The sequence below is a fragment of the Mycolicibacterium doricum genome (genome assembly GCF_010728155.1).
Taxonomy (GTDB): Bacteria; Actinomycetota; Actinomycetes; order Mycobacteriales; family Mycobacteriaceae; genus Mycobacterium; species Mycobacterium doricum.
In genome coordinates, this window is the sequence record NZ_AP022605.1 from 3779548 (window position 1) to 3806196 (window position 26649).

Annotated in this window: 25 protein-coding genes and 5 pseudogenes; 16 read left to right on the forward strand and 14 right to left on the reverse strand. The window is 65.3% G+C overall.

What is annotated here, in order from left to right:
• Positions 1–409: 409 nt before the first annotated feature.
• Both G6N07_RS18510 and G6N07_RS21205 read right to left on the reverse strand, forming a co-directional pair.
• Entirely contained in the window at positions 410–2533 is a 2124-nt protein-coding gene (locus G6N07_RS18510; RefSeq protein ID WP_099050280.1) for a heavy metal translocating P-type ATPase, read from the reverse strand.
• 118 nt (positions 2534–2651) lie between these two features.
• Positions 2652–2794, reverse strand: a pseudogene (locus G6N07_RS21205) (heavy-metal-associated domain-containing protein); the annotation flags it as partial.
• A gap of 736 nt (positions 2795–3530) precedes the next feature.
• Between G6N07_RS21205 and G6N07_RS18520 the strand changes: the two are divergent.
• From G6N07_RS18520 to G6N07_RS18530, 3 genes and pseudogenes are all read left to right on the forward strand, one after another.
• Positions 3531–3743, forward strand: a pseudogene (locus G6N07_RS18520) (IS110 family transposase); the annotation flags it as partial.
• 716 nt (positions 3744–4459) lie between these two features.
• Positions 4460–6271, forward strand: a complete 1812-nt coding sequence (ltrA, locus tag G6N07_RS18525) for a group II intron reverse transcriptase/maturase (RefSeq protein WP_085192290.1) — start codon at positions 4460–4462, stop codon at positions 6269–6271.
• A 37-nt stretch (positions 6272–6308) separates the two neighbouring features.
• Positions 6309–7343, forward strand: a pseudogene (locus G6N07_RS18530) (IS110 family transposase); the annotation flags it as partial.
• 331 nt (positions 7344–7674) lie between these two features.
• Here G6N07_RS18530 and G6N07_RS21115 read toward each other — a convergent pair.
• Together G6N07_RS21115 and G6N07_RS18540 are read right to left on the reverse strand one after the other, a co-directional pair.
• Complete coding sequence (locus tag G6N07_RS21115) at positions 7675–7923, reverse strand: GNAT family N-acetyltransferase (protein ID WP_109749325.1); 249 nt, start codon at positions 7921–7923, stop codon at positions 7675–7677.
• Between the two features lie 83 nt (positions 7924–8006).
• Positions 8007–9011 carry a helix-turn-helix transcriptional regulator gene (locus G6N07_RS18540; protein WP_085192291.1) on the reverse strand — a complete coding sequence of 335 codons (1005 nt, stop codon included), beginning with the start codon at positions 9009–9011 and terminating at the stop codon, positions 8007–8009.
• A 94-nt stretch (positions 9012–9105) separates the two neighbouring features.
• Here G6N07_RS18540 and G6N07_RS18545 point away from each other — a divergent pair, with 94 nt between their 5' ends.
• Positions 9106–9471, forward strand: coding sequence for a VOC family protein (locus tag G6N07_RS18545; RefSeq protein ID WP_085192292.1), 366 nt, complete (start codon positions 9106–9108; stop codon positions 9469–9471).
• Between the two features lie 316 nt (positions 9472–9787).
• On the opposite strand, the gene G6N07_RS18550 is transcribed toward G6N07_RS18545, so the two are convergent.
• A complete protein-coding gene (locus tag G6N07_RS18550; protein WP_163784266.1) occupies positions 9788–10438 on the reverse strand; it encodes a TetR/AcrR family transcriptional regulator in 651 nt (216 codons plus the stop codon).
• 68 nt (positions 10439–10506) lie between these two features.
• Between G6N07_RS18550 and G6N07_RS18555 the strand changes: the two genes are divergently transcribed.
• The 3 genes and pseudogenes from G6N07_RS18555 to G6N07_RS18565 all read left to right on the forward strand — a co-directional run.
• On the forward strand, positions 10507–11943 hold the full coding sequence (locus G6N07_RS18555) for a carotenoid oxygenase family protein (protein WP_085192294.1): 1437 nt from the start codon (positions 10507–10509) through the stop codon (positions 11941–11943).
• A 573-nt stretch (positions 11944–12516) separates the two neighbouring features.
• Positions 12517–12861, forward strand: coding sequence for a hypothetical protein (locus tag G6N07_RS18560; protein ID WP_085192310.1), 345 nt, complete (start codon positions 12517–12519; stop codon positions 12859–12861).
• A 48-nt stretch (positions 12862–12909) separates the two neighbouring features.
• Positions 12910–13029, forward strand: a pseudogene (locus tag G6N07_RS18565) (transposase); the annotation flags it as partial.
• 134 nt (positions 13030–13163) lie between these two features.
• Here the strand turns inward: G6N07_RS18565 and G6N07_RS18570 are convergent.
• Positions 13164–14216 carry an alpha/beta fold hydrolase gene (locus G6N07_RS18570; RefSeq protein WP_085192296.1) on the reverse strand — a complete coding sequence of 351 codons (1053 nt, stop codon included), beginning with the start codon at positions 14214–14216 and terminating at the stop codon, positions 13164–13166.
• Between the two features lie 321 nt (positions 14217–14537).
• On the opposite strand from G6N07_RS18570, the gene G6N07_RS18575 reads away from it, so the two are divergent.
• The 7 genes from G6N07_RS18575 (at position 14538) to G6N07_RS18600 (ending at position 20116) form a co-directional block, all read left to right on the forward strand.
• Complete coding sequence (locus tag G6N07_RS18575) at positions 14538–14957, forward strand: hypothetical protein (protein ID WP_085192297.1); 420 nt, start codon at positions 14538–14540, stop codon at positions 14955–14957.
• Complete coding sequence (locus G6N07_RS18580) at positions 14954–15928, forward strand: IS3 family transposase (RefSeq protein ID WP_085192298.1); 975 nt, start codon at positions 14954–14956, stop codon at positions 15926–15928. Before G6N07_RS18575 ends, G6N07_RS18580 begins: the two co-directional genes overlap by 4 nt.
• Positions 15929–16017: 89 nt before the next feature.
• The gene (locus G6N07_RS20760; RefSeq protein WP_263858048.1) at positions 16018–16389 is read left to right on the forward strand and encodes a transposase; all 372 of its coding nucleotides are present in this window, start codon (positions 16018–16020) and stop codon (positions 16387–16389) included.
• 64 nt (positions 16390–16453) lie between these two features.
• Positions 16454–17416 carry an IS1380 family transposase gene (locus tag G6N07_RS18585; RefSeq protein WP_263858049.1) on the forward strand — a complete coding sequence of 321 codons (963 nt, stop codon included), beginning with the start codon at positions 16454–16456 and terminating at the stop codon, positions 17414–17416.
• Between the two features lie 659 nt (positions 17417–18075).
• Positions 18076–18657, forward strand: a complete 582-nt coding sequence (locus G6N07_RS18590) for a hypothetical protein (protein ID WP_163784267.1) — start codon at positions 18076–18078, stop codon at positions 18655–18657.
• 80 nt (positions 18658–18737) lie between these two features.
• Positions 18738–19229 (forward strand): DUF6973 domain-containing protein, encoded by a 492-nt coding sequence (locus G6N07_RS18595; RefSeq protein WP_085192472.1) that lies wholly within the window; start codon positions 18738–18740, stop codon positions 19227–19229.
• Between the two features lie 293 nt (positions 19230–19522).
• Complete coding sequence (locus G6N07_RS18600) at positions 19523–20116, forward strand: hypothetical protein (RefSeq protein WP_133055571.1); 594 nt, start codon at positions 19523–19525, stop codon at positions 20114–20116.
• Positions 20117–20205: 89 nt separating this feature from the next.
• Here G6N07_RS18600 and G6N07_RS20595 read toward each other — a convergent pair whose 3' ends face one another.
• Together G6N07_RS20595 and G6N07_RS18605 are read right to left on the reverse strand one after the other, a co-directional pair.
• Positions 20206–20511 (reverse strand): hypothetical protein, encoded by a 306-nt coding sequence (locus tag G6N07_RS20595; RefSeq protein ID WP_244949082.1) that lies wholly within the window; start codon positions 20509–20511, stop codon positions 20206–20208.
• Positions 20512–20521: 10 nt separating this feature from the next.
• Complete coding sequence (locus tag G6N07_RS18605) at positions 20522–21769, reverse strand: chromosomal replication initiator protein DnaA (RefSeq protein ID WP_244949083.1); 1248 nt, start codon at positions 21767–21769, stop codon at positions 20522–20524.
• Positions 21770–22029: 260 nt separating this feature from the next.
• Here G6N07_RS18605 and G6N07_RS18610 point away from each other — a divergent pair, with 260 nt between their 5' ends.
• Positions 22030–22185, forward strand: a complete 156-nt coding sequence (locus G6N07_RS18610; RefSeq protein WP_163784268.1) for a hypothetical protein — start codon at positions 22030–22032, stop codon at positions 22183–22185.
• 167 nt (positions 22186–22352) lie between these two features.
• Here G6N07_RS18610 and G6N07_RS18615 read toward each other — a convergent pair whose 3' ends face one another.
• The 3 genes from G6N07_RS18615 to G6N07_RS18625 form a co-directional block, all read right to left on the reverse strand.
• Positions 22353–22709 carry a DsrE/DsrF/TusD sulfur relay family protein gene (locus G6N07_RS18615; RefSeq protein ID WP_085191690.1) on the reverse strand — a complete coding sequence of 119 codons (357 nt, stop codon included), beginning with the start codon at positions 22707–22709 and terminating at the stop codon, positions 22353–22355.
• Positions 22706–23215 (reverse strand): hypothetical protein, encoded by a 510-nt coding sequence (locus tag G6N07_RS18620; protein ID WP_197913031.1) that lies wholly within the window; start codon positions 23213–23215, stop codon positions 22706–22708. Before G6N07_RS18620 ends, G6N07_RS18615 begins: the two co-directional genes overlap by 4 nt.
• 147 nt (positions 23216–23362) lie before the next feature.
• Complete coding sequence (locus G6N07_RS18625) at positions 23363–23632, reverse strand: SHOCT domain-containing protein (RefSeq protein ID WP_085191688.1); 270 nt, start codon at positions 23630–23632, stop codon at positions 23363–23365.
• A 311-nt stretch (positions 23633–23943) separates the two neighbouring features.
• Between G6N07_RS18625 and G6N07_RS18630 the strand changes: the two genes are divergently transcribed.
• Positions 23944–24369: an argininosuccinate synthase domain-containing protein gene (locus G6N07_RS18630; protein ID WP_085191687.1), complete on the forward strand. Its 426-nt coding sequence runs from the start codon at positions 23944–23946 to the stop codon at positions 24367–24369.
• A gap of 559 nt (positions 24370–24928) precedes the next feature.
• Here G6N07_RS18630 and G6N07_RS18635 read toward each other — a convergent pair.
• The 3 genes and pseudogenes from G6N07_RS18635 to G6N07_RS18645 form a co-directional block, all read right to left on the reverse strand.
• Positions 24929–25597, reverse strand: a complete 669-nt coding sequence (locus G6N07_RS18635; protein WP_163784270.1) for an arabinosyltransferase domain-containing protein — start codon at positions 25595–25597, stop codon at positions 24929–24931.
• Positions 25598–25742: 145 nt separating this feature from the next.
• Complete coding sequence (locus G6N07_RS18640; RefSeq protein ID WP_085191683.1) at positions 25743–25976, reverse strand: hypothetical protein; 234 nt, start codon at positions 25974–25976, stop codon at positions 25743–25745.
• 53 nt (positions 25977–26029) lie between these two features.
• Positions 26030–26628, reverse strand: a pseudogene (locus tag G6N07_RS18645) (IS1380 family transposase); the annotation flags it as partial.
• Positions 26629–26649 lie beyond the last annotated feature (21 nt).

A 26649-nucleotide genomic window follows, 5' to 3' on the forward strand; every position in this document is an offset into this window, starting at 1 on the left:
TCTAGAAAGTTTGTCCGGCAGCGCATTCAGTAGAATCTAACGAGGAGAACTGGTGCATAGCCTGATCGGCCACGAACCAACTCGACGTACCAGTCGGCGACGCTGTCCCAGTTCTCGTCCACCGGACCCAGATGGCACCGGTGCGGTGCCGATGTCTTCACCGGTTGCGGGTCGTCACCAGATGATGGGCGGTCCGATTGATCTCACTGAGAGTGACAGCCAAGCGCCGGGTGTCTCAGGTTTCGTTGCACAAGTGCATATGTTGGCTGTGTCGCCGCGCACGGCAAGGCATTACAGGTGTTGCCGGTTGGCCTCATTGACCGGCCAGCTCGCGGTGATGTTGACAATGGTCTGCTATACGTTTGCGGGCCTGTACTTTCTGTTCGGGGCCTGGCCCAAAGTCTGCTTGTCAGCGATCAAGGACGGCGCGGGTGCTCGCCTCGGGCGTCAGGTCGAGACGGCGCAACAGTTGCGCGTTGAGCGCTACGACGATCGTCGATAGTGACATGAGAATGGCGCCGACCGACATGGGCAGGAGGATGCCGATGGGCGCCAAGACACCGGCGGCCAACGGGACCGAGATGAGGTTGTAGCCGGCGCCCCACCAGAGGTTCTGCTTCATCTTGCGGTAGCTGGCGCGGGACAGTTCGATCACCGACAGCACAGAGCGTGGGTCGGAACTGGCCAGGATGACACCGGCGGAGGCGATGGCGACGTCGGTGCCGGCGCCGATGGCGATGCCGACATCGGCCTGCGCCAACGCAGGGGCGTCGTTGACTCCATCGCCGACCATGGCGACGTTCTTACTCTCGTATTGCAGCGCAGCGACTTTCGACGCTTTGTCTTCTGGGCGCACCCCGGCGAACACCCGGTCGATACCGAGTTCCTTGCCTACCGCTGTGGCGACGGCTTCAGCGTCGCCGGTGATCATGACGACTTCGACGCCGAGCTTGTGCAGCGCATCGACGGCTTCGCGGGATTCCGGGCGGATCTCGTCGGCCAGGCGCAGGCCCCCGAGCACTGCGCCGTCGCGGATGACGTGCAAGATGATGGCGCCTTCGCCGCGCCACGCGCTGGCGGCGGGGACTTCTCGTGCGCCGAGTTCTTCTAGGAGACGCGGGCCACCCACTCGGATCTCGTGCCCGTCGACAGCCGCGGTCACACCGACGGCGGGAGAGGACGCGAAGCCGCTGGCGCGGGGCACGGTCAGACCCCGCTCCTCGGCGGCTTTCACGATGGCCCGCGCCAGGGGGTGTTCACTGTCGGTTTCGGCGGCGGCGGCCAGCGCGAGCACGGTGTCGCCGTCGTCGTCTCCGGTGGTCTCGACGGCGGTCACGGTGGGTTCGCCTTTGGTCAGGGTGCCGGTCTTGTCGAAGAGCACGGCGTCGACGGTACGCATGCCTTCCAGGGCCAGCCGGTCTTTGATCAAGACACCGCCTCGGGCGGCGCGTTCGGTGGCGATGGACACGACCAGAGGTATCGCCAGGCCAAGGGCGTGGGGGCAGGCGATGACGAGCACGGTGATCGCTCGCACGACCGAGGCGTCGGGGTCGCCGACGATCGACCATGCCGCCGCGGTCATGCCAGCGGTGATCAAGGCGAACCAGAACAGCCAGCCTGCGGCCCGGTCGGCGAGCCGCTGGGCACGCGAGGACGAGTTCTGCGCTTCGGTGACCAGGCGTTGGATGCCCGCCAGGGCGGTGTCGTCGCCGGTGGCGGTGATCTCGACCCGAAGTCCGGAATCGGTGGCGACGGTGCCGGCGGTGACGGAGTCGCCGACACCGCGGGCGACGGGCCTGGATTCGCCGGTCACCATCGACTCGTCCATGTCGGCGCGTCCGTCGACGATCCTGCCGTCGGCGGGGATGCTGCCGCCGGGTCGGACCACGACGAGATCGCCGACGTGCAGGTCTGCCGGCGACACGGTGATGGTGCGGTCGCCGTCGATCTTCTCGGCTTCGTCGGGGAGCAGCGCAGCCAGTGAGTCCAGCGCGGAGGTTGTCTGCGCCAGCGAGCGCATTTCGACCCAGTGGCCGAGCAGCATGATGACGATGAGAAGGGCGAGTTCCCACCAGAATTCAAGCTCGTGGTGGAGCAGGCCCAGGCTCGCGCCCCATGATGCGAAGAAGGCGACGGTGATCGCCAGTCCGATCAACAGCATCATTCCTGGTTTGCGAGAACGGATTTCGCTCAGCGCGCCGGTGAGGAAGGGGCGGCCGCCGACGACGTACATCACCGTCCCCAGCAGGGGCGCAATCCAGCGGGCGCCGGGGAAGTCGGGGACGTCGTAGCCGAGCAGCATCGCGAACATGGTTGAGAACGCGACGACCGGTATGGCGATGATGAGGTTGATCCAGAACAGGTTGCGGAATTGGGCCACGTGGTCGCCCCCATGGCCGCCGTGGCCGGTGTGACTTTCATGGCCGTGGTAGTCGGTCCCGGGGTGGGGTGCAGGGTGTTCGCCGTGGCTGTGGTGGTCGGCGTGCCGACTGATGTGGGATGTTGCTACGGCGTGGTCATCGCGGTTTGTCATGTTTTCCTTGAGTGACTTCGCCTATCGGTTGACGTGCATTGACCGTGTGGTTCGCAGCCGAACGCCACCGCCAACCCCACCCCCGAAGGCGGCCAACCGCCCTGATGCCTTCACGAGATCCGTCGGCGTTCACGATCAGCGTCCCAGTCGTCGCGCTGACTTCTACGTTCTGCACGCCGTCGACCTCGCCGACCTCTTCACGGACTGACAGCACGCAATCTACGCAGTCATCCCCGTGACCGCGTACGTGCTCCTGCTCACCTCATACTCCCTTCATCGGTATACCCCAGCGGGGTATATGCCAAGCTATACGGGCAGCGCGCATCTGCGCAAGGTCTGAGATCGTTCTCACCCTGTGGTTCGGCGGACCCTCATCGGCCACGCTCATCACGCTCACACGCGACCAACGGTGGTTGCCACCAGATTCTCTGGTTTTCGCCACGGTGGGTGAGATCTACCTGTCAACTCTGATCGACGGCGTCACCACGGGCGTGCAATCTGCTCGCACATCGACGGTATGCGAAGATCCGAACCGGGTGTCGGCGGCAGTCAGGACTGGCTGAACCTCGCGCTGGCCGACCGGGCCCTGCGGCGCACCGTGGACCCCAGAAAGTAGCCCATCATCAACATCTGCCTGACCTGGGGCTCGCGCTATTTTCTCGTCAGCAATGCAGGGGCGCTTCGCTGGCCCCTCCGTGGGGACAGAAAATGTGGTGCGGATCTCGCGTTTGGCGGTTGGCCGCCCCCGCTGGTGCGGTGGGCGGGTGAGGGGAAGGATTCTGGGTGTGTGTTGCGGTAGAACCCCGATCGGTCTGTGGTGCCGGTGAGCCTGCGCGTCAGCATGGTGGCGGAGGGCATGATCGTCATCCGCGGGAACCGTGGAATGTTGCCTTCGAGCACGAGTGAGAGATTTCTGTGTCAAACCCGCCCTCCCCGCAGCACGCCTCACAGTGATACCGGTACTGGCCGGATGGATGATGCGAGAGGGTGATCGGCCATGGATGTGATACATCCGCGGTGCGCGGGTATTGATATCTCCAAGCGGGACGCCAAGGTCTGCGTGCGTGTCCAGGGCACCGGGGGCCGCCCCACGGCGGCGACGGTGACGACGTGGGGGGCGATGTCGAATCAGATCCTGGCGTTGCGGGAGCACCTGCTCGCCGAGAAGGTCAGCTGTGTGGTGATGGAAGCCACCGGCGATTACGTGCGACATGAGGGTGCATGAGTGAAGTAGGAGGCACCGTTTGGAGGTTCGGTTGATGCCGTAGGTGTAGTACTCGGGCCAGTGCGTAAGGGCCTGTCTCCGCCTCGGCGTGCTCTGCGGGTGACTGCGGGGTGCGAAGCCCGGGGTTCAAAGCCGAAGCGGTTCCCGTTCCATCCGGGAGCCGTGGGCGAGGAAAAGACCGGCGGGAAGCGGGGTCGCTTCCCGGCTCCGGGGCGACATCCAGTTGTCCTGGGGTGATGGGTGAACGCGAGTGAACCCCCGATGACGCCTCGTGAAGGTGACCCCCGCCGATGGGATGTGTCAGCGGGGCCGTAGGGACTGGACGCTGGAAAGCGTCGGGTGCCGGCCGGAGGGTAATCGCCGGCCGGGAGCGCACCATCGTCCCCGGGGCAAAGGGGGCACCCTGCCCGGTCGAATCTTGTTCATGCGCAACATGACAACCCCGTTGGGGTCCGGTGGCCGGTGTCGCCGGTAGGCCAACCGTGAGGAAGGCGCAACTCCCCAGCGGGCGCAGGATGACCCAAGAAGCCAACGCCGACACGCCGAAAGGCGACGGGAAACCGGCAACCGCACGATCTGGCCCCTCCGCCAGATGGCTGGCGCATAACCGGTCTGATACGGGCGTGCCGCCCGGCCCGAAAGGGAGCTGACGTGGGTCGGGTGAGCCTGTGAAGACCAGACGATCGGAGACTCCAGAACCGATGGGCAAGTTGGACACCGGGACGGTGAACGGACCTGAGGACGAGATCAGCGACTGGGACGCCGTGGACTGGCGCCGGGTCGAAGACGACGTACGGAGGCTGCGGCAACGAATCTTCACGGCGACGCAGGCGGGGGACCACAAGCGGGTCCGCAATCTGCAGAAACTGATGCTTGGTTCCCGCGCGAACGCTCTGCTGAGTGTGCGGCGGGTCACCGAGCTCAACGCTGGCCGCAAGACGGCCGGGGTCGACGGCAGGGTCGTGCTCGCAGGATGGGAAAAGGCCGAGATGGCCACCTGGCTGCAGCGCGACACCGCCACATGGCGGCCCCGACCGGTCAAGCGGGTGTTCATTCCGAAGAGCAACGGAAAACGGCGCGGCCTCGGGATTCCCGTGATTGCCGATCGGGCGCTGCAAGCGCTCACGGTCAACGCGTTAGAACCCGAATGGGAGGCCCGGTTTGAGTCCCGATCGTATGGGTTTCGGCCGGGCCGTAGCTGTCAGGACGCGATGCAGGCGATCTTCGTGACCGCTCGCGGCGCAACCTGCAAACGCGTGTGGGCGCTCGACGCCGACCTGGCCGCTGCGTTCGACCGCATCGATCATGCCCATCTTCTCGCGCAGCTCGGCTCGTTTCCCGCCAGGGGAATGATCGCGGCTTGGCTACGCGCGGGGGTGATCGATCAAGGTCGGCTCGCGCCGACCGAGGAAGGCAGCCCACAAGGCGGGGTGATCAGCCCGTTGCTGATGAACGTTGCCCTGCACGGAATGGAACAGGCCGCCGGAGTCCGCTACATCCGCACCGGCACCAACGCCGGCACGGCGCGGCCGGGCTCCCCAGTTTTGATCAGGTACGCCGATGACCTGCTAGCCCTGTGCCACTCGCGGGAACAGGCCGAACAGGTCAAGGCGCGGCTCACGGAATGGCTGCGACCTCGGGGTCTGGTCTTCAACGAGGACAAGACCCGTATCGTGCACCTCAATGACGGGGTGGACTTTCTGGGGTTCAACATTCGCCGCTACCGCGGCAAGCTGCTGATCAAACCGAGCAAGGCGGCCGTGAAACGGATCCGGGCACGGCTGACCGCCGAGATGCGGGCACTGCGGGGCCATAACGCCCAGATGGTGCTCATCCGGCTCAACCCGATCATTCGGGGGTGGTCGGCCTACTACCGGCACTGTGTGTCGGCCCGGGTGTTCAACGCGCTGGACAATCATGTGTGGAAGCTCACCGATAAGTGGGCCAGATTCACCCATCCGCACAAGGGACGACGTTGGATCGTGTCCCGCTACTTCGGTGCGTTGAACCGTTCTCGGCGCGACCGCTGGGTATTCGGTGACCGCGACAGCGGCGCCTACCTGGTCAAATTCGCCTGGACGGCGATCACCCGGCACACCCTGGTCAAGGGCTGGGCGTCCCCGGACGATCCCGCCCTGGCCGACTACTGGGCGGCCCGGCGCCGCCGCGGGAGACCCCCGCTGGACCGGACCCGGTCGTGGTTAATCGGCAAGCAGCGCGGGCGTTGTCCGCTCTGCGGTCAGCTGCTGCTGCACGCTGAGGTCGAGCCGCGACACCCCGACGAGTGGGAGCAGTGGATCACTGCTACCGCCAAGGCGATCCGCCGTCAGGCGATCGTCGTCGACTCGGGGTCAGAGTCATTGGGTTACACCGCGTTCCGTCTCATCCACACACACTGCCGAGGCCGTCACCCAGACCGCATCGGCGTGCACCAGCACTCTGCCGTCTCGACTGAGGAGCCTTCGGGCTTGCTTGAGCCGGTTGCCTGGAAAGCGGGCACGGCCGGTTCTTAGGGGGCTCCGGCGCGGCGACGCGCCGGAGCTACCCGACTGGAAGCCCTACTTCTATCTGCTCGAAGATGCGTTGCCGGTGATGTTGGTCAACGCCCACGACGCCCGCAACATGCCGGGCCGCAAAACCGATGTGTCCGACGCCGCCTGGCTGGCCGATCTGGGCGCCCACGGGTTGCTGCGCGGATCGCTGGTGCCGCCGGCACCGATCCGGGAGCTGCGCGACCTGACCCGCGCCCGCACCGCGCTGACTCATGACCGCGCACGCCAGGTGCAGCGCATCGAGAAGATCCTCGAGGATGCCGGCATCAAACTGTCCTCGGTGGCCACCGACATCATGGGGGTCTCGGGCCGGGCGATGCTGGAGGCCCTGATCGCCGGCCAGGACACCCCGGCGGCGATGGCTGACCTGGCGAAGCGGCGGATGCGGTCGAAGATCCCGGCCCTGACCGAGGCCCTGACCGGCCGGTTCACCCCCCATCACGGATACATGATCCGCATGCACCTGACACTGATCGACCAGTACGGACAGGCGTTGGCCGATCTCGACGAGCGGATCGAGGCGGCGATGACACCTTTCGCGGCGGCCCGGGAACTGCTGACCAGCATCCCGGGCGTCTCCAGGATCGTCGCTGAGGTGGTGCTCGCCGAAACCGGCGCCGACATGAGCGTGTTTCCCACCGCGGGGCATCTGGCGTCGTGGGCGGGCACCGCACCCGGTTCCAACGAGTCCGCCGGCCGGGTCAAATCCACCAAGACCCGGCCCGGCAACCGATACCTCAAAGCCGCACTCGGCACCGCCGCCATGGCCGCGGCCCGCGCGAAGGGAACCTACCTGTCGGCCAAATACCGGCGCATCGCCGCCCGCCGAGGACCGATGAAAGCACTGGTCGCCGTTGAGCATTCGATACTGACAGCGATGTGGAACATGCTCACCAACGGTGAGTTCTACCGTGACCTCGGCGCCGACTACTACACCGCACGCCAACCAACCCGCACCAAAGCAAAAGCGATCAGCCAACTCGAAACGCTTGGCTACCGGGTCACCCTCGAACCACTCACCCAAGCCGGATAACACCCGCCACCGAATCGGTCACCAGCAGTGGTCACCTAATTTTCGTGAGAGAGAGGCGCAAAACAGGCCGGTCTGCAGGATCTGGTTGATGGACACCCGAAGGTGCTGGGTACGCCAACCCCATCGCTGCGAGACAAGATGTGATCGCCTTCCGCTTCTTTAGAACCGAGACACCGACTCTATGGGTTGCAGTGACCGCTGGTAGCGCACTTCGTGGACGGGGTGGTCGCCGATTGAGTCGGTTCGCTGTGTGCCGTCGCAGTGCCACCTGGCCGATTCGTAGAAGCGGAGGGCGCGGTCGTTACCCGACAGCACCCACAGGGAGGCCCTGTCATGGCCCCGACTGCGGAGTTGCGCACAGCCAGGCGTCAATGAGGCGGTGTCCGATCCCGCAGCACCACCTGGGCGGGTCGACGTAGATTGCCCAGATCTCCCCATCGCCTCGCAGGTCATCGTCTCGGCAGCGACCCGTGGTGACGTGACCGCAGATCATGTCGCCGTGGGTAGCGACCTGGGTGAAGGGGCGTCCTCGGCTACGGCCTGCCTGATGCGAATCGACTCGTTGACGGGCATGGTTCATGATGGCAGCTCGGCTGCGCTGCACTCAAAGCATTAACGTCGTGCGGCAGGATGTGATTCGCGTCAGTCCTCTAGGTGTACTGGTCAGGGATATTGGTTGAATCCGTGGCGGGTCGGTCGCAGCTCCTGCGGCTGTGGCGAGTGCCTCTCGGCAAGATCGACGGCGAGCTGACGGATGCGTTCGCGGGCGATCTCGGGGACGAGTACCTGGATGTGGTCGCCGAACTGGAGCAGCTGGCGTACTGACTCGACGTCCGGGTAACGAACGATGACCGTGGACCAGCCGTCCTCCGCCTGTGAGACCGCGTGGATGCGGGCACCCAGGATGCGGCGCGCGAGGTCGAGTCGGCTCGCGCGGAGTCGGACGGTCACGCTGACCCGCCCCGGCGACTCAGTACGCTCCTTGAGGGCGGCCCACACAGTGCGGAGGGTCTGACCGTGGCGCAGGGCGGCCGGCGCGTCGAGCAATTCGTAGTCCGAGAGCCGGTCGAGGGCGAACAGGCGGCCGGTGGCTTCGACGTCGGCAACGAGGTACCAGCGGCCCGACTTCGCGACAAGTCCGTATGGATCGACGACGCGGGACGATGGCAGTGCCTCCGCGCTGCGTCGGTACTCGATCCGCAGCCGACATCGCCGACGAAGCGCCCATGCAAGCTCCGCGACGTCAACGTTCGTGCCCGGTCCGGCGAGCCATGCACCGCTGTCCACGACGACCAGCTCAGCCAGTCGGATCACGGTCCGCGTCCCGGGCGCTGCAGCCTCGCGGGCGGCGATCTTGCGCGCGGCCGTCTCGTGTGCCGCCGCGAGTCCCATTTGGTTGAGCAGTTCGTCATTCAAGCCCGCAACGGATAGCGCCTCCATCTCACCGGGGTCCAGGTGGGAGGCATTCAGCCGTGCGCTGGCGAGCAGGACGATCCCGCCGTTGCGCCCTCGCTCGGCGTAGACCGGAACGCCTGCTGTCGAGAGGGCCTCGACGTCGCGCAGGATCGTCCGCCGGGACACCTCCAGACGCTCGGCGAGCTCGGTGGTGGTCACTCGCTGGCGGCTTTGCAGGATCAGCAGTAGGTGCAGCAGCCTCGATGCCTTCATGTCGAGCAATCTTCCCCGAAAAGGCGACAGGTCTTGTCTTGATTCACTGGTCCACTGGTTCAGTACCGATACCCGTCGACCGGAGGAGCTCTCCATGTCCGCACCGAATCTGTTCCTCATCTACGTCAGCGACGCCGAGGCCGCCACCGCCTTCTACAGCGACCTGTTCGAGATCGAACCGACCTTCACCAGCCCCCGCTACGTCGCGTTCGACGTTGCCCCAGGCGTCCTGTTTGCACTGTGGACCGGCCGTAACGAGCACGCCGTCTCGAGCACCCCTCGCACGAGCGAACTCGGGCTGATGGTGCCCGGCACGGCGTGCACCGTCGACGAGGCCTTCGCACGTTGGTCGGCAAAGGGAGTCGATGTGGTGGAAGAGCCGCACGACGACGTCTTCGGCCGCACCTTCGTGATCACGGACCCCGACGGCAACCTCATCCGCGTCTGCCCTGTGGACTGACCCGACGAATCCACTGCTGGAGGCCGTCGAGCGTCGTGCCGACGGGGTCGAGCGTCGTGCCGACGGGGTCGACCTCGACACCGACGACGATGCCCGGCCGATCCTGCTCACCGTGTCGGACAACGGCCCGAGATGACGTCGGGGTCCACGCGGGAGCTTATGGCACTGTGCGCGATCGCCCAGCGTGTGAATGGAGGCGGCGATGAGCTTTCCTTCGTGTTTGTCTCACGGCGGTTCCGGCGCGATCTGTCTCACGGAATGGTGCAATTCCTAGCGGTGCGCCGAATCGCGGATTGTAGGGGCAACTTCAGCGCATTCATGCGTGGTCGATGTGACGTTTCGTCGCTTTCGTGAATGCGCGCTGCGCGGCGGCACGATCGGCACCGTTGCCGACCGCCAATGCGATGAGCAGCGATTGCGCGACGTCGTCATCTCCGAGGTGGCCCACTAGGCGCAGCATTGCCACGCCGTGAACTGCGCTCCAGCACTGCGCTCCGAGAACGGCGAGCCCGAATCCGGTCTCCTTGTTGTCATTGGTGAGTCGGCCGAGCATCGATGAGAAGGTCGAGAATGCGGCCGTGCCCGCGGTCGACGTCGTTGGACTCCCGGCTTCGACCGGGCTTTGCCGTCGGTTGGGTGTCCATTCGGTGGACGTGTACTGGAACATCGTCGCGTAGAGCTGGGGATGTTGCCGCGCGAACTCCAGATACGCCAGGGCCAAGGTGAATATGTCCGCCAGCGGATCGTCGGATGTACCGGCCGCCGTGAGTTGTTCGGCCAGCGTCATGAATCCGCGTTCAATCACCGCTGCGACGACCGCCGCGATGCTTCCGAAATGCGTGTAGACGCTCATCGTCGACGTGCCGGCGTCGGCAGCGAGCCGACGGACAGACAGCCCGGCGGGGCCTTCCTCCTCGACGATTGCCAGAGCCGCGGCGAGGACTGTGCCCCGGACGGAACGATCCATTGCGGACAGAGGCATAACAGTGTTATACATCTGTAACGGTGTTATGCACTGCGTCGGAAGGGCTTGTCGTGGACACGAGTTTTCTCGCCGAGCGCTACACCCCAGTGCGCACCGAGGTCACCGAGTTTGACCTCGAGGTCCAGGGCACGATTCCCGACTGGCTCGACGGGCGTTATGTACGCAACGGGCCCAATCCCATAGCCCAGGTTTCACCCGCCACCTACAACTGGTTCACCGGTGATGGCATGGTTCACGGCGTGCGGATCATCGGCGGTCGTGCACTGTGGTACCGCAACCGCTGGGTCGACTCGGAAGTGACGTCCGCGGGGCTCGGCCGTCGTGCACCTGCCGAGCGCGGGCGATCCGCTTTACACGGGCCGTCGGCGAACACCAATGTCATCGGCTTCGCCGGTCGGACCCTTGCGCTCGTCGAGGGCGGGCTCGCGTGCGCGGAGCTCTCCGATGACCTCGACACGATCGATGTGTGCGATTTTGGAGGGACTGTAAGCAGCGGGTATTCGGCCCATCCCGTCGTTGACCCGCTGACCGGTGATATGCATGCCGTTTCCTACCACATCGGACGCGGAAAGACTCTGCGCTACAGCGTGATCGGGGGCGACGGCCGGCTCAGGGAGAAGGCCGATGTGCGTGTCGGCGGCAGCCCGATGGTGCATGCGTTCTCGCTGACCCGCGACTATGCGGTCGTCTATGACCTCCCGGTCACGTTCGACGCGGCGAGCGCTGCGGCAGCCAGCGTGCCGCCACCGATGCGCGCACTCGCCGCCGCGGCGCTGAACGCGGTGGTCGGCCGCGTTCGGATACCGCACATGGTGATGAACCTGTTTCCCAACACCGCCGCCGGCACCTTCCCATATCGGTGGGATCCCACGTATCGTCCCAGGGTCGGCCTCCTACCCCGCGCGGGCGGAGACATCCACTGGCTGGATGTGGACCCGTGCTACGTCTTTCATCCCGTCAACGCGGTTAGCGCTGACCGCCGGGTGACAGTCGATCTCGTCGTCCACGATCGTGTATTCGACACCGACCGCACCGGCCCATCGGAAGGGCGTCCCCGCCTCGAGCGTTGGCACCTTGACACCAGCGCTGGGCAGTTCCGGCGAGAGCAGCTCGCCGAGGAACACGTCGAATTTCCCCGCTACGACGAGCGCTTCACCACCGCACGCACGCACGACTGCTGGCTGGTCGGAGGCACCGACGATCTAGCGGGCGAACACCACCTGTTCCGTGCCCACGCAGACCACGGCATCGTGACGCGACGCGACTTCGGCCCGTGCTCGGCGGTTGGAGAATTCGTCTTCCATCCGTCATCGCCAGCCGCGCCCGAGGGTGAAGGCGTTGTGATGGGATTCGTCACCGATCTGGCCGAGGAACAAACCAAGCTGTGCCTCCTCGACGCGCAGACCCTCGAAGATGTAGCGACCATGACCATTCCGCAGCGCGTCCCCGCGGGCTTCCACGGCAACTGGCTGCCCTCCACCACATGACAGGAGCGTTGACGTCCGCATCGCAGGCGCGCCATCGGCGAGGCCGAAGCGCACGTCAGTACCGTCCGCAGCCGCGCGCGTGGAGTGTGATCAGCGCTTCCGCCAGCTGACTTGGTCACTCAACGGGGCCACCTCTCGGAATCCCACTGGGACGGCATCTTCAATGAGCAGGTCGTTTCACGCAACTGTTCTCGCGCTTGAAGCGGATCATCGTTCCGCTACGGCGGTTCCAAATCGGGTGCGCTCCCAGTCTTGGTGGTCAGCGTCGGCAGGTACCGCGAGTGAACCGGTTGGAGCGTGTCGCGTTGCACATCACCGGAAGGGTGTCTCACATCTAGACATTTCGGACGGCTCACATCCCGCCTCATCTGCGTTGCACTCTCTCGCCAGGCAGGACTGTACTTAAATAGGCATCCGTACTACCGTGTGTAGTAGCAGTAGCGCAATGAAGGGATTCACGTGCGCGGACAATCACAGCTAAACCGGGATCGGTGGGATAACCGATTCCGTATCTACGCTGTGGTTTTTGGAGCTGCGGTAGCGCTACACGGCGCAGACCACCTGCGGCGAGGCATGGATGTCATCCCGCCCGCGGTGATGGTGGCGGGAATGATTCAAATCGCTCTAGCTGTCGTCACCATCCTGCTGGTGTTTCTCGGTAGCCAATGGGCGCCGCATTCTGCGGTGGTCGTGGGTTTTGTCAGCGCAGCTGGCTTCTCTGTTGCACATCTGCTGCCGACGTGGGGCTTCTTTAGTGACAGCTTCATCAATGCGCCGCCGGGTGCGCGGGTCACCTGGATGTCTTGGGCGACAGCTGTTTTCGAGATCATCGCTGACATTGTTTTCGGCCTCATGGGCCTTGCAGTGCTGCGATCACGCGCGACGTCACAGGTGTCGCGCGGGATGGGGCGCGACTGACGACGGTGGCCAGTGTGGTGGGAATGGTTCGCAGCGAACGAGAAATTGGAGGCCTACGTGCACGGGGTGTCCACCCGTAGCGTCGATGACCTGGTCACCGCGATGGTCACCAATAGCGGTGTGTCCAAGTCGGAGGTGGATCGACGCTCAGCTCAAGTGTGTGGGGCCGTCGAGATGTCTTGCCGTAGCTGCTGCGTGCCGATCATGGCGGCGCAGATAAGAGCAGCGCTCGACGCATAGCCGGAAGGGGCGCGTACTCCGAGTGGAGTTCGCAACGGCAGGTCTGGCGCTCGCGGGGATCTTTAGTAGTCGTGCGCGGCCATGAAGGCAATCAATTCACGGTTGACGGGCTGGACCCGTTCCATCGGCAGCGAGTGGGAGGCATCTGGCCAGAGCCGAATCTGGATGTCGCGGACCGTCGATTCCGCATATCGGACCGCCTTCGCTGGCTCGGCGTTCACGGCGCTGTCTCCGGCCATCGCGCCGTAGACCGGTGCTGTGAGGCCGCGTAGCTGGCTGTCGGTGAACCGGGACGGGAAGGGCCGCTTCGACATGTAGTACCGGGTGCCGGCAGAGATCATCCTGGTCATGGCGTCGTTCTTGTCGATCTCCTCGGCCCCGCCAATGTCTGCCAGTGCCTTGTCCCGCCAGCTCTGCGGCAGGAACGGCAACGCCGCGGGCATGGACTTCACGTACATCTGCCAGCGCAGCGGCGAGAAGGTCTGCACCGGGTCGAGGACGCTGAGCGAGGCCACCCGACCCGGGTAGTGGATCGCGTAGTTCGTGGCAGTCCACCCGCCGAAGGAGTGCCCGACAACGTGCGCCCGCGTGATATCCAATCCGGCGAGGGTCTGGTCGACCCACGCGGCTTGGTCTGCCGCGGTCGTCAGCGGGACGGCCTGGAGGCTCATCCCCGCGTCACCGAGTGCGTCGAGAGCGACGACGGGGCGGTCCTCAAGCAGCCCCGGGAGGTTTTCCTTCCACATCGGGGCACCCGAACCCCAGCCGGACAGGAGCACCGCCGGCGTCTTGTCTGCGTCGGCGTCGCGGGTGAACAGGTAGGCCCGGACGATGCCGTAGTCGGTGGGTATGTCTGCGGTGCGCGACGGGGTGGGCATCGCGCCCATCACCTCTTGGTAAGCGTCGAGGTATTGCCGCTGGCCGGCCCGGCTCCGCCAGTGCCCGAGCTGTGAGCGGCCCGACCACTGCCACGTGTTCGCGAGCACCGAGACCAGCAGGAATGGGCGGACGATTCGCCGACGCCGTGGCGGCCCAGACCACCCACCCCATCGCCGCCAGAGGCCGGCGGGCTGTTCGAATGTGCCCGATGGCGTCCCGGCGTTCTCCGAGCCCATGGCAATACGTTTGCACTGCATCCCGGGTCTGCGCAACGTGGCACGCTTGGGCCATGCCACGGCTGGTCGACATACGCAGCGCCGGGAGACCGTCCGCCGCCGTCTGCGCCGTGATCACCCGGCAGGGCATCGATGGTGTCACCCTGCACGCGGCGGCCGCCCAGGCCGGCATTTCGGCGGACGGGCCAGCACTACTTCGCGTCTCGTGACGAAATCGTCCTGCAGGGATATCCCGCGACCCTCTCTGTCAGGCTGTGATGAGACACTCGGACTTCCCCGAGTTCACTGTTTTTCGAGGGCGAGACTGGAGTTACCTGACCCATGGACAGCCCGAACCCGGTAGGTGGCGAGCAGCCGGTTGATCCGGCGCCCCGGCCGACCCGGCGGTCGTTTACCGCGCAGTACCGCGACCGGATCCTCGATGAGTACCTCGCCGCCCCGCACGGCGAGAAGGGCGCGGTGTTACGCCGTGAGGGACTCTACCAGTCCCAGATGCGGGAATGGGCCCAAGCCAGGGAAACGGCCGGCGCGACCCGCAAGTCCCGAAACGGATTGTCTGTCAACGTCACCAATGAATCGGTAGCGGCCCGTGAAGTGGCTCGACTCACCCGCGAGAACGTCCGCCTGACCAAGCAGCTCACGCAGACGGAGGCCGCGCTGGAGATCATGGGAAAACTGCACGGTCTCTTGGAGTCGATCTCCAAGGGGCCGGGCACACCGCCGCGACTGAGCAAGCCATGACCGTCGCCTACGACGACCTGCGGGCCGCCGGGGCACCCGTGCGCCGCGCCTGTGCCCTGATCGGGCGCGCCCGCGCCACCCATTACCGGCACCGCACACCGCCCGTTGAGGGCCCCGCCAGGCCGCATAGGGCACCGGAGAACGGTCAGTCGCTCACCGACACTGAACGCGCGAAGGTGCTCGCCCTGATCAACACCCCGAAGTACGCCGACCTGGCGATCTGCCAGATCTGGGCACGTGAACTCGACGAAGGGAATTACCTGTGCTCGACATCGAGCATGTACCGCATCGCCCAAGCCGCAGGCCAAAGCAGGGAACGGCGACGCCAGGCCACGCACCCGGCGAAGGTCAAACCCGAACTGCTCGCCGACGGCCCCTCCCAAGTCTGGACCTGGGACATCACCAAACTTCGTGGCCCGGCCAAGGGCGTCTGGTACCACTTGTACGTCATCATCGACATCTTCTCCCGCTACAACCCGGCATGGCTGCTGTCGGCCACCGAAAGCGCTGAGGAGGCAGAGGATTTCATCGAAGAGGCCGTCTCCCGCAACGGCGCGGTCCCGCACACGATCCACGCCGACCGCGGCACGTCGATGACCTCGGGATCGGTGTCGGAGCTGCTCGCCCACCTCGGTGTCACCCGATCGCACTCCCGCCCCCTAACATCCAACGACAACCCCTACAGCGAGGCCCAATTCAAGACCCTGAAATACGTCCACGACTTCCCCAAATCGTTTGCCTCCCTTGGTGATGCGCACATATACCTGGACGGGTTCTTCAACGAGTACAACCACGTCCACCGCCACTCCGGCATCGGATGGCACACCCCGGCATCGGTGCACTTCGGCACCGCCGACGCTATCGACGAGGCCCGCCACAACACCCTGACCGCCGCCTACCACGCCAACCCCGCCCGATTCGGCCGCCGACCCACCCCACCGACCTCAATAGTTCACGTAATTCGGTGCTGAGGTGTGGCGTGAACGTGAAAGGTGCACTGCCTCAACGATAATCGACGTTTGCTGGCGTTGATCATCGATTCGAGGAGTGCACCTATCAGATGCAGGCTACTACGGATTGGTCGAAAACTGTTCGAGTCGAGGTCCGCGGCGACGACGTGGTCGGGCACGCGGGCAACGTGATCCCCCGGATGCTGGCCGACAACCTGGGCCTGACCAGCGGGTTGTCCGCGGCGTTGTCGCGGCCGGAGGTGACCCACGACCGGGGCGCGGTGTTGCGGGACGTGGCGGTGTCGATCGCGGGCGGCGCGCAGAACCTGGCCGGTACCGCGGTGCTGCGGAATCAGCAACGGCTGTTCGGGGCTGTGGCGTCGGTCCCGACGATGTGGCGGTCGCTGAACGAGATCGACCGCCAGGGCATGGCCGGGTTGCGCTGGTGCGCAACACCGTCCGGGAGCGGGTGTGGGAGTTGATCGAGGCTCGCCATGGCGCGATCCGCCGTCGCGGACCTGTTATGGGGACCTGGGTGGCGTGGTCGTGATCCGCATTGATGCCTCGCTGGTTGAATCGCATTCCGACAAGCAGCACGCCGCGGGAAATTTCAAGGGTGGCTACGGGTTTCACCCACTGTTGGCGTGGTGCGACAACACCGGCGAACTGCTGGCGGCGATCGCCCGCCCCGGCAACGCCGGGTCGAACACCGCCGCGGATCACATCGCGATCATCGACGCGGCGATCGCCGCGATCCCGGCCAAGGGGCGGCGCAACCTGTTGATCACCATCGACGGGGCGGGCTCCAGCCACGCCGTGGTCAAGCACCTGCGCAAACGCAACGCGCGGGCGGGCTGGTCGGTGGCCTACTCGGTGGGGTTCGACCTCGACGAGCGGGCCCGGGTCGCGATCGGGCAGATGCCCGCCGCCGGGTGGGAGCCGGCGCTGGATGCGGCCGGGCGGGCCCGCGACGACGCGGCCGTGGCCGAGCTGACCGGGCTGCTGCGCGAGGGCGCCGACGGCGACCGGCTGGCCGGCTGGCCGCCCGACATGCGCATCCTGGTGCGGCGCGAGAAGATCGAAGAAGGCCGCCAGTTGTCGCTGTTCGAGCAGATCAACGGCTACCGCTACCAGCTCATCGCGACCAACACCCGCGGCGGGCAACTCCAGCGGTTGGAGGCCCGCCACCGGGTGCACGCCCGGGTGGAGGGGTTCATCCGCTGCGGCAAGGACACCGGCCTGGCCCGCTGGCCATCGCACTCATTCGCGATCAACACCGCCTGGGTCACCGCGGTCGCCCTGGCCATCGACCTGCTGTGCTGGACCCGGCTGCTGCTCTTGGACGGCCCGCTCGCCAAGGCCGAACCGGCGACCCTGCGCTACCGGCTGCTGCACGCTGCGGCCCGCCTGGTCAAACGATCCCGCAACCTGATCCTTCGGATCCCCGAAACCTGGCCCTGGGCGCAGGAATTCGCCGCCGCCGTCAACCGCGTCCGCGCCATCCCCTGACCCGCAGACCCCGTGTCCGTTCGACCCCAAGAAAGGAGCAGCCACCCCGGGACCGAGGAACCCGGCGTCAGCGCACGACACGCGGCGGTGCCGCCTACCGACAACCCGGAAATCAAGATCAACCCGTGATCTCAGCCGCCACCAGGGGAGAACTCGGGCGACCGTGAAACTTTGAGGCCGAAAAGGAAGACGACCGTCTACATCAACGAACCCGAAACACAAATCAACTGATCAGCACTGTCTCATTTGACTTGACAAATTCCGCGATGACACCGTCAGAGGCCATCACAACCGTCGATGCAATCATCCCACTATCGGTTGGCCCTCCAGTCGTGGAATGGGTTCGGGGATCTCTGCTTGTGCGTTGGCGCCGGCGACATAAGCTTCGACGCGGCTGTGGATACCGTCGTCAATTACTACCGGCGCTCATACCCCGATGCGTTCGCCTAGCGCTGCTGCGGCGCGCACCAAGGCCGCACGTTGTCATGGGATCCGTCCATACGCCGCGCAGGTGCCGCAGGCGACCACGAAGTCAAACTTCTAGAATACTCGATTTGGATTTGCTGGGTCAACACCGACGAGCTTGGTGTACTCGCCGCTCAGTGCTATCGATGGCTGGTCAGCTCGTCGGCTTGGCCGCGCCTGCCGGTATCGGGTCGGTGGTTCAGGCCACCAGCGCTGCGGTGAGTTCGGTTCACTCGGACGCTGTCGAAGCCTGGGATGTCACCCACCTACACGGAGCCGCGGAACACTGGACCACCGTTGCCGATGCGTGGCTGCAGACTTTCACCGGGGTTCGCGAGCAACTCGCAGCCTCTGGGTGGGAGGGGCAAGCGCGCGATGCCGCGGTGGATCGAGCCGACGGCGATCTTATGCAGATGCGCGGGGCGGCCTGGTGGTTGAAGGACGCGGCTACGGTTGCCCGTGCCGGAGCAAGCGACCTGACCGCCGCCAAGCAACGGGTCCTCAGTGCCGTTGATGACGCGCGCGCGGCGGGATTCGAGGTACGCGAAGACCTCACAGTGAATGCTTACGTGGGGGGAAGGCCGGTGGCGCAAGCGATGGCCCTACAGCCTCAGGCGAATGCGCTCACTGCCGAGATCCGCGCCGCCGCTGCCGATTTGGCCGAACATGACCAACAAGTCGCCACCAAGATCACCAACGCCACCGCTGGCATGCATGGCTTCACGTTCCCACCAGAGGCACCCGACCACGCCCCATATCCCAGGAGCGCACCGTAATCCAGGCAGTCGACTTCAAGCAATCCCCAGAAGATGGAGATCGGAAACCGACCCCGGACGAGATCCTCGAGCGGTATCAGGTGACAGAAGATCCCGATGGCATGGTCGACTGGGAGCCGCCATGGCCGGCGAGCATTTTCACAGATGCGGAAAGCGTCACCGCCGGCGAGGCGCGGATGCTCGACGATCTCGGATTAGTGGGGCAGCGCGACGTGCAGCAGATCAAGGAGGCCGCGCGGGCCGAGGCCAACTCCCGGTTTGCTCCACCCAGCGGTAACGAGGTCAACAACCACAACGACGCCTTTCGCCACGCCTACTGGAACGCCCGGATGACCCAGCGGTTCGGGGAAGAGTGGACGGGCCAGTTCACGACAGCGCACGAGCGACTCCCTAACAACAACGCCTCCAACGAGGCGATGGACTTATGGAATAACGAGGTCGGTCGTCGAATCGCAGCCGCCAATCCCGATGCCTCTCCTGAGCAGCTCGCCGGCATGGTCGAGCAGGCGGTGCGCAATGGCGAAACGGTCGTGATCCGCCCCGATGGACAAGGCGTGATTTGGAGCAAATGAAGTCCCAGTGGGTGGCCCCACAGGTAATTCCAGCGGCAGCGTACCGGTTCCGGGCAATGCACCCGGTCCAGTGCCGATCCCCCATCCGCGAGGAGGCTACGACCCCGGACAACCGGGTGGATACGGCACGACGGCAGGGGGATACTGACCATTCCGACGAACACGGACATCAATCGGTCATCGGTCTGCGTTGCCGCGCGTTCGGGGTTGCGTCCTGTGAACGGGAGCATGCGACTTGCTGAATGCGAAGACGGTGAGTTACCAGGGAAACCGATGAGGATGTGAGGCAAAACTTGGCGAGCGATACCGTGAGCTATCGGTTCCGTACAGCTGCGGTTGTTGTGGCAGTGCTCGGTGTGCTGCTGTGGGTGCTAGCGCTGACCGGGCTGTTGGTGAACGACTACTACCAGTTGCGCCCTTGGCTGCATCATCCATTCATCTTCGGTACCGCCGGCTGTGCCTCGCTTGCGATCGCGTGTGGGGTGGGCATCCGGCATCGGGTGCTCAAGCCCGTCGGCATAGTCCTGTTCGTGATGGCGGGCGTTGTTGTGGTCGGCCTGGCATACCTCGCCATGGCCTTTGGCGAGAACCCTGACGAGCTGTCGCCTCACCCCTCACCTGACGGCAGCATGGAAGTGATCGTTTACGCGGACCAGAACATTATCGACCCCACGCGGGAGTTGAGTGTTCGTACCCAGAACGGCCTGTTGTCGCGGGAGAAAGATCTTGGCTGCGTCAACCTCGACAGCAATAGGCTCGAAGGGATCGAATGGGTCGGGCCGAGGACTGTGCGCGTGCATCTAGGCCGTGGCGAGCGGATAGACGTCACCGTGGACGAAAGCGGCCGACCCGACCAGACGATTCACTTGGGCTGTTCGACGGTGTGAGGCGATCAAACGTCTACTTAGCGAAGCTTAACACTTAAGCGGCGCAGCCGTGAATCTTGAGTCAAGTACGTGGTTGGAGTCGCGAAGAGTCAGGCGGCGAGCTGAGCCTGCTGGGTGAGTTCGTCGAAAGTGGTTTGGTATGCACGAGTTGCGTTGCGCAACTTGGATGTTCGTGGTGGGCTGGGGTCGGTGACCTGGGCGAGCCCGGTGCGTAGCAGGTGGTCGTGGGCGTGGGTGAATAGCAGCGCGTGCTGCAGGCCGGTGTCAGTCACGGTGTAGCGGCGGGTGCGGGGGACGCGTTCGATGAGTCCGTGGGCGCGTAGGCGCCGCAGGTCGTAGGTCATCTGGCCGGCGGTGATGTCCTCGGCGGTCTTGCCGAGCAGGGGCGCGATCAAGGTGCGCAGGTCACGGTTGGTGAACCCGTGGACCAGGAGCCGGTGGACGAGCAAGGCCTGCAGCAGGGCGTGCACCCTGGCGTCGCCGAAGCGCAGTCCGGGGATTCGGGTGTTCTGACAGGTGACGACGGGGGCGGTGAGATCGGTGAACGCCTGGGCGCCCCGGATCGGGTCGTGGCTGATGGTTTGGACGCCGAGCAGGCGCCGGTTGGCGGAAAAGCCGATCTGCCGCAGTTCGGGCAGGCTGGTCAGCCGTTTGGTGACCCGGAAATCGTGGGGGTCGTTGATCGTGGTCTCGGTGCGCAGCGCCCTCCCTTGTTTGTAGTACTGCTTGACCTTGGTGTTCTTGTAGTCCACGTGCAGCGACGGGGTTACCCCGTTGGTGATCACCCGGTGCGGAACCGTCCTGGGTTTTGGCGCGGCCCTTGGCGATGACGCGGCGGTCGAAGATCAGCCCGACGTGGTCGGGGCGGCCGATGTCGAGGTTGTCGTGCAGAACCTGCTCGAAGAAGATCCGGCCCGATACCGGGCGGTCGAGCATCTGGGTCAGCGAGAACTCGGCCTGCAGGATGGACAGCTCGTAGCGGTAGCCGGCCGCCTCGTCCTCGCTGGTGAACGGGTTGGGCAGGATCGTCAGCCATTTGCGCAGCAGCGCGTCGATCCGCTCGGGTCCGAGGCTGTCGCAGATCGCCTGCAGCCAGTCTACGTCATCGACGGCGGCGAACCCGTTATCCAGGGCCTCGAATCCGATCCCGGCCTTGGCGGCCTGGCGTTTGGCCCACTCGTTGCCGTTGATGCACAGCTTGGCGGTGTAGGGGAAGTACGTGCCGAACTTGATGAAGAACGGGCCGAAATCCTCATCGACGCAATAGAAATAGAAGTAGTTGATGAACGCTGTGGAGCGCACCAGCCAGGCATAGGGTTCCCCGGTGGCGGGGTTGTAGCGGCGCTGGGTGCGCCACACCAGCGCCTTCTCCTGCGCCCGGCCCACGAACAACACCCCCTCGGTGCCGCTGAACCGGGCCAGGAACTGCTGGGCGACGTCGTCTTTGCGTTCCTTGCCGAAGGACACCAACTCCAGCCCGCGCGCGGCGATGAAGCCGTGGATGTCGGCGACGAACGCCTTGGTCATCGGATCCATCAACGCCGTCGACGCGTAGTGGTGGCCGCGGTGGCCGACGAAGAAGCCCTGCACCCCGGCGCCATAGGCCAACCGCGGCACCCGCACGTTGAGATACATGCGGTCGATCGACTCCACCTCGAACATCGTGTGATCGGACAAGACATCGCCGGCACAGCGCGCTACGGTCATCATTGGGCTCCGGTTCGGACGGGCGGCCAGCAGGCCTACCAACCGCGCTATGCGGTTCATACACCCGATCGACACGTTTCGACCAGGGTCTTCATCCCGTCCGGGACCAGGGTCTTCATCCCGTCCGGACCGAAGCCCCCAGCGACACCAGCAGCAGCATGCCCGTCGGGATGGGGCGAAGCCCGGCTAGACATGTGGAGGCTGTCATGCGCACCATGGAGTGCCCGTGCGGGATCACGCTGACCGGAATCGACGACGACGAGATGTTCCGGCTCGGTCGCGCCCACGCCGACGAACATCACCCCGACGACTTCATTCCGCGAACAGGTGCGGACGAAGCCCGCGACGCTGCGGAGGCGTAACGGTTCACGAGTCTGGGGCAGGCGTGATGTCCACGATTGACCTCGTTCCGCTGATCGGCGAGGGGTTGGGCAACTCCGCCTAGCTGGTCGATCTCGGTGACGGGCGCGCGATGGTCGTCGACGTCAGCGACGTGCGCGGGGTGTGTCGACTGCGACGTACACCAAAGCTAGAAGGTGACCACCTGGTCGGCCCACAGCGTCCAGTCGGCCAGTTCCTCCAAGGTGGAGCGGCGGGTGTCGTCGGTGAGCATGTCATCGGTGATACCGCGTGCGTCCAGACAGGTGCTGCAGCAACCGATGTCGGCACCGTGCTGGGCACACGAAGCGATCATCCGGTCCAGGTGGTAGTAGCCGTCTGGCAGCTTCTGGCCCGCGATGGCGGCGCCGACCGCGTCGCCCATCAAGAACACCCGCACGTCGTTGTTTTCCCGCCTGGCGACGGCGACAGCCAGGCGCAGGCCGTTGAAGACCCGTTCGCTGCCGTACGGCGCATCGTTGAGGACGAACAGCACCTTACGGCTCACGGCCCTCCACCTGTGGTGTCGGTGTCGTGTTGGTTCATCGCGATGAACCGGCCATGCCAGGCGTGATACCGGACCGCACCGGTGGTGGCGTTGACTGAAAGCATCCCGGCGACCTGATCGCCGCGCAGCGTGTGCACCGTGTAGTAGCCGGGGAAGGCGTCGGCGCCGCCGGCGTTCTCGCCGGGCCGGTTGGCTTGCAGCCACCGATCGGCGATCGCCCGGGCCTGCTCGCCGCTGACGGTAGTGATGCCGGCGCTGGTTGGGTTCATGCCGTAGGCGGTGTTCCGGATCATTGCCGGGCCGAACTCAACCTGTACCGCGCCGCTGCGCGGGCCGATGAGCACCTCGGTGGCAAGAGTTCCGGATGGTACGGCGAGTTGGGAATAGAAGCCGTTGTCGAACTCCATCACCTCACCGACCGTCAGACCCCACCGGTCGGCAAGCCGTGCCGCGGCCCGCTCGGCATCATCAAGGTCGCGCACGGGCCCGTCACCGGCAATCGCCATGCCCCCCATGCCGGGGCCCATCATGCCGCCCGGCCCCCATCAGGGTTGGCATCCAGCCGGCACCCACCACCCACGCGATCGAGCCGACCAACACCCCGACCGCGCTCACCCGCACAGTCACGGGCAGCCAGCGGTGGCGTAGCCAGGTCATGACGACTTCGGCTGCTTACCGGCGAGCCGATCCCGGGCTTCGACATAGGCGTCGGCGTCGATCTCGCCGGAGGCGAACCGCCGGTCCAAGATCTCCTGCGGCGTCTCGCGCCGCGGTTGACCGTAGTCGGGCCGACTGCTGGTACGACGGCCCGGCTGCGCGAGCCACACCACCGCCCACACAATCACGCCAATGAGTGCGATCCATAACACCGGCATCAACATCATCCAGCCCCAACCCCAGCCGCCCCAATCTCCGTACATCATTGCTATACCTCCAGCGTGGCCGGTTTCCTTTTCCACGATCGGCCCTGCGGCGTGGCTAGCGGCAGAGGCTTAGGTCTCGCCGGCCAGGGCCGAAGGTCCATCGGCACCCGCCGCGCAGTCACCAATCGACCTTCCGTCAGCCGTCGACGGACCCGTCAGTCCCTTCTGGCCACGTTCGCGCCATCGCACGAGGTTTGACGGCCCGAAGCGGTTTCGGGCTCGGCATCGGTCGCATCGCGCCGCGAAGGCGCGGCAGATTACGACGGCCTTGGCCTCCGTACCCTCATGAGAGAGGGCTACGGCTAGGCGAGATGGGGTTCACCGACGTCCACGCCCTCTCCGTCGATATCGGCGAACTAGAAACGCAGGAGGAAAAGCAGCGTATCGCGGTCCGGCTGGGCGCGACCCTGTACGTCAGTCACCAACAAGACGTGTTCGCCGCGGAGTTCGTGGCACCGGCAAATAAAGCTCAGGCCCTCTATCTGGGGCTGCATCCGGTCAGCTCGACACTGAGCCGCCTCTTGATCGCACGCACCGCCGTCGATCTCGCGCACGGTCTGGGTGCCCAGTGCATCATCCACACCGCCAACCGATCGCAGAACACGCTTCGACGGCTCAATGGCGCGCTGGAACTGCTCGGCTTTGACGGCAACTACGCCAGCCCGTACGACATGCAACCCGTTTCCCGCGTAGCCAAGATTGCCGGACTCCCGACGGCGGCATCTCTTCGCCAGTAATCGCTCGTTGAACGGGGATTCAAACCTGTGGTGCCGGGAGTTCTGTCCACGGTCGCGTAATTCCTCAGGGGTAACTGTCCAAGCTTGATTGGAACAACGATGCCCTTTATGGCATGACGCCCGTGACGGTCGCGTACAGCCGACGACTTTCCAAGATGATCGGCCGAGTGCCGGATCTACCTGATGGCAACTATCAGTCTCAGTTGACTGGGTCGCGGCGGGCAACGCTGTTGAGCGCGTTTGAGAACCCGCGCGCGCCACAAACATTGAGTGAGTCGCTGCTGCTTACCCGAGTGGGGAGTTCCGTCGGGCTCGCAATGCCAGCTCTGCGCGAACTCCACATAGACGCCGTACCCGCGAGCTCCGCTGTTGAGGAGACAAAGGCCGATTGCAACAGCCGCTGCCGATAACACCCGAAACCGTCAGCTACGGCATGCCAGCTGCCACGCTGCAGAAAACGGCAGTTCTCGGCATAGGTTGATGCGGCGACGGCGTCGAAACGCGCAGTCAGGCGTGCGGCTTCGCGCCGCCGCAGCGGTCAGCGCCATAGTCACGTAGCTCATTGCCCGTATGCCGCGAATACGCCCCACACGGCCGCGGGCACCCCGGCATTACACACCTCGCCGATAGCCTGACTCAGCGCAGTGGCCGGGGCTACCCCTGCTCGCATGCACCGGTGCAGGCCGACGACGAAATCGACGGTGTCGGTGTTGTCGAGGACCGGCCACACTGGCGCAAGCACGCTGCGAACACCTGAGCCCAACAGGACCGCGGGGAACCCAATGAGTTCGCGACCCGACGAGGTTCCGATACGGGGTAGCACTTCGCAGCTGATCAGCCACCACGTCGCGGCGGCCAGGAGCAGCGCTGGGATACGCACCCAGATGCTGGCCGTCGATATCTGGATGAACCGTCCGAATACGTTGGTAATACCTTGTCCCAAACGGTGTTCGGGCACGCCGAAGTACCGAAAATAGTTCACCATGTACCCGGCCTGCTCTGACACGCGGGCCATGCCGAGTTGACAGGCATCATCGGCGGTGTTCGCGCCGACGACATGCCACAGCAGCAGAACCCCGATCACCACCGCATCAAGCAAGCTCACTCTGCGCCAGCGGCGTGGAAGAGCCCACCGGGCGCGGCGACCGTCGAAGCGGTCAAGCCGGTGCGCGATCACCAGCGTGAGCACCGCAGCCGCGATGCAGAGGATGATTGCGGCGAGCTTCACCCTCGATGGGGTCGATGCGAACCGGTTATCCACGTGCGCGGTGAGGTTCAGTCCTGCAGGCCGCGCCGGCCAGACGGATCTCCAACCGTGCCGGCCCAGCAGCATCGGCGGCTTGAGCCGCCACAATCAACCCGTAGTTCTGCGCCTACGCTGTGGCCGGCGGGATCGTGGCCAACACCAGCCGATCAGAGCCGGAGGCACCCGTAGCCACTGCGCACAGAATAGTGACCTCCACATCCAGCGGCACATAGCCAGCCAGCGGCGCATCAACGCTAGCGACGTCACCGGCGCGCGGCCATGTCAGCGCCGGCTCGTCGACCACTACCGGAAGCAACGGCACCGCCAACGCCAGCACAGCACTCAGGAGCCCTGAAACCACCGCGGCAATGGCTAGAGCGCGGTAGCAATCGTTGCGACGCCGCCGACGGTCATGCGTAGCTGCGCCTCGGCGATGACCGGCGCGGCCTGCGCCGTCGAGAGGGTGCTGATCTGCGGGGACAGACCAAGGCGCAGCAACGCGCGGCTGGCGATCTTGGCGTGCCCAAAAGAGGCACCCTGTTTCTGGTGGCCGTAGACCCGGGCGCAGCAGCGAGTCGATGTCGATGAAGGCGCGCTCCTCGATGCCCGAGCAACAGCGGCGTACGCGCCGCCAGCGCCGCCAGATGCGCGCGGACCACCACGGCGAGCTGGCTGGCGTGCCCGAACGTGAACTCGCGCAGGAAGGTGCCCAACGTCGAGGGCGCATACACCTCGTCGAACACCCGGGGTGTGCCGCCGGCGCGCAACAGGTCGGCGTCATCGATGGTGTCCGCCCCACAGGCCATCGCGGCGATGATCGACGTCAGCTTGCCGGCCGGGTTGACCGCCCCGGACTTCACCCGGGTCGACCGCAGGTCCACATGCTCGTCAATCAACCCCGAAAGACCGGACTGCTCCGCCAGTTCCAGCACCGGCACCAGGCCTGCGGCCGACACCAGATTGTCCTCGTCGAACACCGCCGACCCAACCGTGAACGTATGCGATGATTGCACTGAGAATGCCTTCCGGTACTG

Bases quoted from the DNA above. Each gene is read 5' to 3' on its own strand.
- G6N07_RS18620 (WP_197913031.1), bottom strand. From the start codon at position 23,215: ATGGCGATTGCCGGTGACGGGCCCGTGCGCGACCTTGATGATGCCGAG.
- G6N07_RS18575 (WP_085192297.1), top strand. From the start codon at position 14,538: ATGGACAGCCCGAACCCGGTAGGTGGCGAGCAGCCGGTTGATCCGGCG.
- G6N07_RS18570 (WP_085192296.1), bottom strand. From the start codon at position 14,216: ATGGGCTCGGAGAACGCCGGGACGCCATCGGGCACATTCGAACAGCCC.
- G6N07_RS18630 (WP_085191687.1), top strand. From the start codon at position 23,944: ATGGGGTTCACCGACGTCCACGCCCTCTCCGTCGATATCGGCGAACTA.
- G6N07_RS18560 (WP_085192310.1), top strand. From the start codon at position 12,517: ATGGATGTCATCCCGCCCGCGGTGATGGTGGCGGGAATGATTCAAATC.
- G6N07_RS18550 (WP_163784266.1), bottom strand. From the start codon at position 10,438: ATGGATCGTTCCGTCCGGGGCACAGTCCTCGCCGCGGCTCTGGCAATC.
- G6N07_RS21115 (WP_109749325.1), bottom strand. From the start codon at position 7,923: ATGAACCATGCCCGTCAACGAGTCGATTCGCATCAGGCAGGCCGTAGC.
- G6N07_RS18510 (WP_099050280.1), bottom strand. From the start codon at position 2,533: ATGACAAACCGCGATGACCACGCCGTAGCAACATCCCACATCAGTCGG.
- ltrA (WP_085192290.1), top strand. From the start codon at position 4,460: ATGGGCAAGTTGGACACCGGGACGGTGAACGGACCTGAGGACGAGATC.
- G6N07_RS18580 (WP_085192298.1), top strand. From the start codon at position 14,954: ATGACCGTCGCCTACGACGACCTGCGGGCCGCCGGGGCACCCGTGCGC.
- G6N07_RS18610 (WP_163784268.1), top strand. From the start codon at position 22,030: ATGCGCACCATGGAGTGCCCGTGCGGGATCACGCTGACCGGAATCGAC.
- G6N07_RS18540 (WP_085192291.1), bottom strand. From the start codon at position 9,011: ATGAAGGCATCGAGGCTGCTGCACCTACTGCTGATCCTGCAAAGCCGC.
- G6N07_RS20760 (WP_263858048.1), top strand. From the start codon at position 16,018: ATGCAGGCTACTACGGATTGGTCGAAAACTGTTCGAGTCGAGGTCCGC.
- G6N07_RS18545 (WP_085192292.1), top strand. From the start codon at position 9,106: ATGTCCGCACCGAATCTGTTCCTCATCTACGTCAGCGACGCCGAGGCC.
- G6N07_RS18625 (WP_085191688.1), bottom strand. From the start codon at position 23,632: ATGATGTACGGAGATTGGGGCGGCTGGGGTTGGGGCTGGATGATGTTG.